At 45.6% G+C, this 5,155-nt stretch carries 6 protein-coding genes and 1 pseudogene; all 7 read left to right on the plus strand.

Annotated features, from left to right (window positions below; all coding sequences use genetic code 11):
- On the plus strand, nt 1-243 hold a 243-nt coding region (infC, locus tag B3O33_RS01840; protein ID WP_292362815.1), incomplete at its 5' end, for a translation initiation factor IF-3.
- Nucleotides 244-273: 30 nt separating this feature from the next.
- Entirely contained in the window at nt 274-471 is a 198-nt protein-coding gene (rpmI, locus tag B3O33_RS01845) for a 50S ribosomal protein L35 (protein WP_014706666.1), read from the plus strand.
- A gap of 15 nt (nt 472-486) precedes the next feature.
- Nucleotides 487-846 carry a 50S ribosomal protein L20 gene (rplT, locus tag B3O33_RS01850; protein WP_014706667.1) on the plus strand — a complete coding sequence of 120 codons (360 nt, stop codon included), beginning with the start codon at nt 487-489 and terminating at the stop codon, nt 844-846.
- Between the two features lie 101 nt (nt 847-947).
- Nucleotides 948-1,985 carry a phenylalanine--tRNA ligase subunit alpha gene (gene pheS, locus B3O33_RS01855; protein WP_292360106.1) on the plus strand — a complete coding sequence of 346 codons (1,038 nt, stop codon included), beginning with the start codon at nt 948-950 and terminating at the stop codon, nt 1,983-1,985.
- Between the two features lie 15 nt (nt 1,986-2,000).
- Nucleotides 2,001-4,504: pseudogene (gene pheT, locus B3O33_RS01860) on the plus strand (phenylalanine--tRNA ligase subunit beta).
- A 32-nt stretch (nt 4,505-4,536) separates the two neighbouring features.
- Entirely contained in the window at nt 4,537-4,833 is a 297-nt protein-coding gene (gene ihfA, locus B3O33_RS01865) for an integration host factor subunit alpha (protein ID WP_014706670.1), read from the plus strand.
- On the plus strand, nt 4,817-5,155 hold a 339-nt coding region (locus tag B3O33_RS01870; protein WP_292362816.1), incomplete at its 3' end, for a MerR family transcriptional regulator. The genes ihfA and B3O33_RS01870, both read left to right, overlap by 17 nt.

A 5,155-nucleotide genomic window follows, 5' to 3' on the forward strand; every position in this document is an offset into this window, starting at 1 on the left:
CCAGGGACGGAAGAGGGTGACTATCAGGTAAAACTACGCAACCTGACACGTTTCCTCGAAGAAGGTAATAAAACCAAAGTCAGCCTCCGCTTTCGTGGACGTGAAATGGCCCACCAGGACTTAGGACTGAAACTGCTCGAACGAGTAGCCGATGATCTGAAAGAACTGTCGGTTATTGAGCAGCATCCGAAGAAAGAGGGTCGGCAAATGATTATGGTTTTGGCGCCAAGTAATAAAAAATAACTATTATTAATTAACAATGCGGAGTTCCAAATGCCAAAATTGAAAAATCACAGCGGTGCGGCAAAGCGTTTCAAACGCACCGGTAGCGGAAAGTTCAAACGCGCTCAAGCGTTTACTAGCCATATCCTGACCAAGAAAAGCACTAAGCGGAAACGCCAACTGCGTTCCACGTTGACAATCTGTAAAGCAGATCATTTGTCAGTCCGCAAATTATTGCCTCTTCTATAATTAAGGAGTATTCCCATGGCTAGAGTAAAACGTGGTGTAACAGCCAGAGCCCGTCATAAAAAAGTTATCGCGCAGGCCAAAGGCTATTATGGTCGTCGCAAGAATGTCTATCGTGTAGCTGTCCAGGCAGTTACCAAAGCCGGTCAATATGCATACCGTGATCGTCGTCAGAAAAAACGTGTATTCCGTACATTGTGGATTGCGCGTATTAACGCTGCTGCCCGTGAATGTGGAATTTCGTACAGTCGTTTGATCGATGGTCTGAAAAAATCATCTATTGAAATCGATCGTAAAGTATTGGCAGATATTGCTTATCACGATTCTGCTGCATTTGCTGCTATTGCTGCAAAAGCAAAGGCGGCTTTGGCTAACTAATCACTCGGTTCACTCAGGCGAATCATATTATTAGTTGCACAGGAAAGGGCCGTTGATGACGGCCCTTTTTTATTTCTGATTGATCCTCAGGTGGAGGAAATATGGCTGAACTGTCATCGCAGTTATTGGCATTAAAAGATATTGTTGAGGCAGCGAAGACCGCGATTGAAAACGCGACCGATGCTAAAACACTGGATAACGTCCGGGTCGAATATCTGGGAAAAAAAGGTTTGATTACCGGGTATGTAAAAGAACTGGGTAACCTCAGTGCTGAAGAACGGCCACTCATTGGTAAGGAAGTGAATCTGGCCAAGCAGGAAGTCGCTGGTCTGACTGAAGCTCGCAGCAAAATTCTTGCTGAACAGGCCATGAATGCTGCTTTGGCGGCTGAAACCGTTGATGTCACCTTGCCTGGTCGTAACGCCGAAGTAGGCGGTCTGCATCCGGTGACCCGAACTTTGCAGCGTATTGAACAATATTTTCGTCAAATTGGTTTTCAAATTGCCGAAGGGCCGGAAATCGAAGACGGTGATCATAATTTCACTGCATTGAATATTCCTGAAAGCCATCCGGCGCGTGCGATGCATGATACCTTTTATTTCAACGCTGAAATGCTGCTGCGTACCCATACGTCGCCAGTACAAATCCGTGTAATGGAAGAACAGCAACCGCCGTTACGCATCATTGCCCCGGGTCGTGTGTATCGCTGTGATTCTGATTTAACGCATACTCCGATGTTCCATCAGGTCGAAGGCTTGATGGTTGATGAGAATGTCAGTTTTACCGATCTGAAAGGCATTCTGGCAGACTTTCTGCAGGCTTTTTTCGAAAAACCGTTGAATGTACGTTTTCGTCCATCCTATTTTCCGTTTACCGAACCGTCAGCAGAAGCTGATATTGAGTGTGTGATCTGTGGTGGTGAAGGTTGCCGTGTTTGTAGTCATACCGGTTGGTTGGAAGTATTAGGCTGCGGCATGGTGCATCCAAAAGTATTCGAACATGTAAACATTGATAGTGAAAAATATCTGGGTCTGGCCTTTGGTATGGGCGTTGAGCGTCTGGCGATGCTGCGTTATGGCGTGAATGATCTGCGATTATTTTTTGAGAACGATCTGCGCTTCCTGCGTCAGTTCAAATAGGATAGGAAGTTCGCCATGAAATTAAGTGAAAACTGGTTACGTGAATGGGTAAATCCTGATTTTGACGTGCAGTTGATTGCCGAGAAACTGACGCAAGCAGGGTTGGAAGTAGATTCTGTTTCACCGGTTGCTGGTGATTTTTCTGGTGTGTTGGTTGGTCAGGTAAAATCAGTTGCCCCACATCCTGATGCAGATAAATTGCGCGTCTGTGAAGTGGATGTTGCCGGTGATGCGTTATTGCATATTGTCTGTGGTGCCAGCAATGTTCGGGAAGGCCTGAAAATTCCAGTGGCTGTCGTTGGGGCAGTATTACCCGGCGATTTTAAAATCAAAAAGGCCAAATTACGCGGGGAACCGTCATTCGGAATGTTGTGTTCTGCTAAAGAACTTGGTTTGGCAGAATCTTCGGAAGGATTATTGGAATTACCTGAAGATGCTCCGGTTGGTAACGATATTCGTGATTATCTGGCATTAAATGATTTCACCATTGAAGTTGATTTAACGCCAAACCGTAGTGATTGTCTGGGCGTAGCCGGTATTGCCCGTGAACTGGGCGTGATCAGTCGTACCAATCTGACACCTGTAACGATTAATGAAGTGCCTGCGACGATACAGACAACATTTCCGGTTTCGGTAGAAGCCAAACAAGCCTGCCCTAATTATATTGGCCGGGTAATTGAAAATATTAATCCAAAAGCCAAAACACCGTTGTGGATGCAGGAAAAACTGCGTCGAAGCGGTTTGCGTAGCCTGAGTGCCGTTGTCGACATCACTAATTACGTGATGTTGGAACTTGGTCAGCCGATGCATGCCTTTGATCTGCAGAAATTGCAGCAGGCCATTACGGTACGTTATGCCAAAACGAATGAAAAACTGACGTTATTAGATGGTCAGGAAGTTGATATTGCTGAACAAACATTGGTTATTGCAGACGCATCTGGACCATTGGCACTTGCAGGAATTATGGGCGGAGACGCGTCAGCTGTCGGTTCTGCAACAGCATCATTGTTCCTCGAAGCGGCTTTTTTTGCGCCGGATGCGATTGCCGGACAAGCGAGAAGTTACGGATTACATACTGATTCATCTCATCGCTTTGAACGCGGCGTTGACCCGCAACTTGCGGAACTTGCAATGCAACGTGCTACCAGTTTGATCCTTGAGATTGCCGGTGGTCAGGCAGGCCCGCTTACTGTGGTCAGTGAAGAAAGTGCGNNCATCGCTTTGAACGGGGTGTTGATCCTCAATTGGCACAACAGGCAATGCAACGGGCCACGCAGTTGATTCTGGAAATTGCCGGTGGTCAGCCAGGCCCGCTAACGATTATCAGTGAGGAAAGTGCGTTACCTGAAACGCCGCAAATTCTGCTACGTGCAAATCGTATTAAACGGGTATTGGGAATTGAGCTGGAAGCTGCTGAAGTAGAAGAACAGCTGACACGTTTGGGTCTGGAAGTTACACAAGTTAGAGATGGCTGGCTGGTTATTGTGCCAAGTTTCCGGTTTGATATTAATATCGAAGTCGATTTGATTGAAGAATTGGGACGATTGTATGGCTATGATCGGTTGCCGCAAACTCGTCCTGCAATTAGTGTGTTACCCAGCGCAATTTCCGAAAAACAACTGGCGACCGAACGCTTACAAAGTTTATTGGTAGATCGTGGTTATTATGAAGCTATTACCTACAGCTTTGTTGATCCAACATTACAAAAACACTTTGCTGACAGCGAAGCTGACCCCATTAAATTGGCCAACCCGATTTCTGCTGATTTATCGGTAATGAGACATTCTCTCTGGCCAGGTTTGGTGCAAGCGATGGTGTATAACCTGAATCGCCAGCACGATCGTATCCGCTTGTTTGAAGTAGGCAGTGTATTTCGCGGAGAACTGGCAGACATCGATCAATATCAATGTATTGGTGGTCTGATTTACGGCGATGTAAATACTGAACAGTGGGCCGATAAAAGCCGTAAAGTTGATTTTTTTGATGTGAAAGCGGATGTTGAAGCGCTTTTGGCTATAGGTGACGGTCAAGTTGAATTTCGAGCTGAAGCTCATCCAGCATTGCACCCGGGACAATCTGCGCGTATCTATCAGAACGGACAAGCTGTAGGTTGGATCGGCGCTTTACATCCAAAACTGAATAAACCATTAGGCTTTGGTGGTAAAGCCTATGTTTTTGAATTGGAATTGGCGGTTTGCTTACAATCCGCCATTCCAAAATTTACCGCTTTGTCACGTTATCCTGCTATTCGCAGGGATCTTGCATTAGTCGTCGACAACTCAGTTGTTGCCTTTGAAATAGAGCATTGCCTGAAAGGCATTGAGTCTGATATTCTTAAGTCAATTCAATTGTTTGACGTTTATTCTGGAGATGGTGTCGAGCTTGGCAAGAAGAGTATTGCGGTTGCCTTCCATCTTCAGCATGGTGAGCGAACCATGACCGACGATGAAGTCGATGCTTTAATATTACAAATCACTCAAAAGCTGCAAAGCGATTTGGGTGCGATGGTCAGAACCTAACGTCGGTTCAATAATAAGAATAGGGGTAAAGAATGGCACTCACAAAAGCCGATATGACGGAACAACTATACGAAGAGTTGGGATTTAATAAACGTGAAGCAAAAGAACTGGTTGAAATGTTCTTTGAAGAAATCCGTGGAGCACTTGAAGAAGGTGATCAGGTAAAACTTTCCGGATTTGGTAATTTCGAATTACGCGACAAAAATGAACGGCCTGGCCGTAACCCGAAAACGGGTGAAGAGATTCCAATCACCGCCCGTCGTGTCGTTACTTTCCGTCCTGGCCAAAAACTGAAAGCAAGGGTGGACAGTTATGCTAGAGGCGAGTAATAACAACGAACTACCGGCCATTCCTGGTAAACGCTACTTTACCATTGGTGAAGTGAGTGAATTATGCGGGGTTAAACCGCATGTTTTACGTTACTGGGAACAAGAATTTACGCAACTAAAACCGGTAAAACGTCGCGGAAATCGCCGGTATTATCAACGCCATGATGTGGTATTGATTCGCGAAATTCGTGGCTTGCTTTATGAACAGGGTTTTACTATTGGTGGTGCTCGCCAGCAATTGGAAACCGAGCATAAATCCGAAGCAACTCACAGCAACGAAAACCGCAAACAACTGATTGATGAAATGCTGAAAGAACTGGAA

The organism is Methylophaga sp. UBA1464, assembly GCF_002325665.1.
Classification (GTDB): Bacteria; Pseudomonadota; Gammaproteobacteria; order Nitrosococcales; family Methylophagaceae; genus Methylophaga.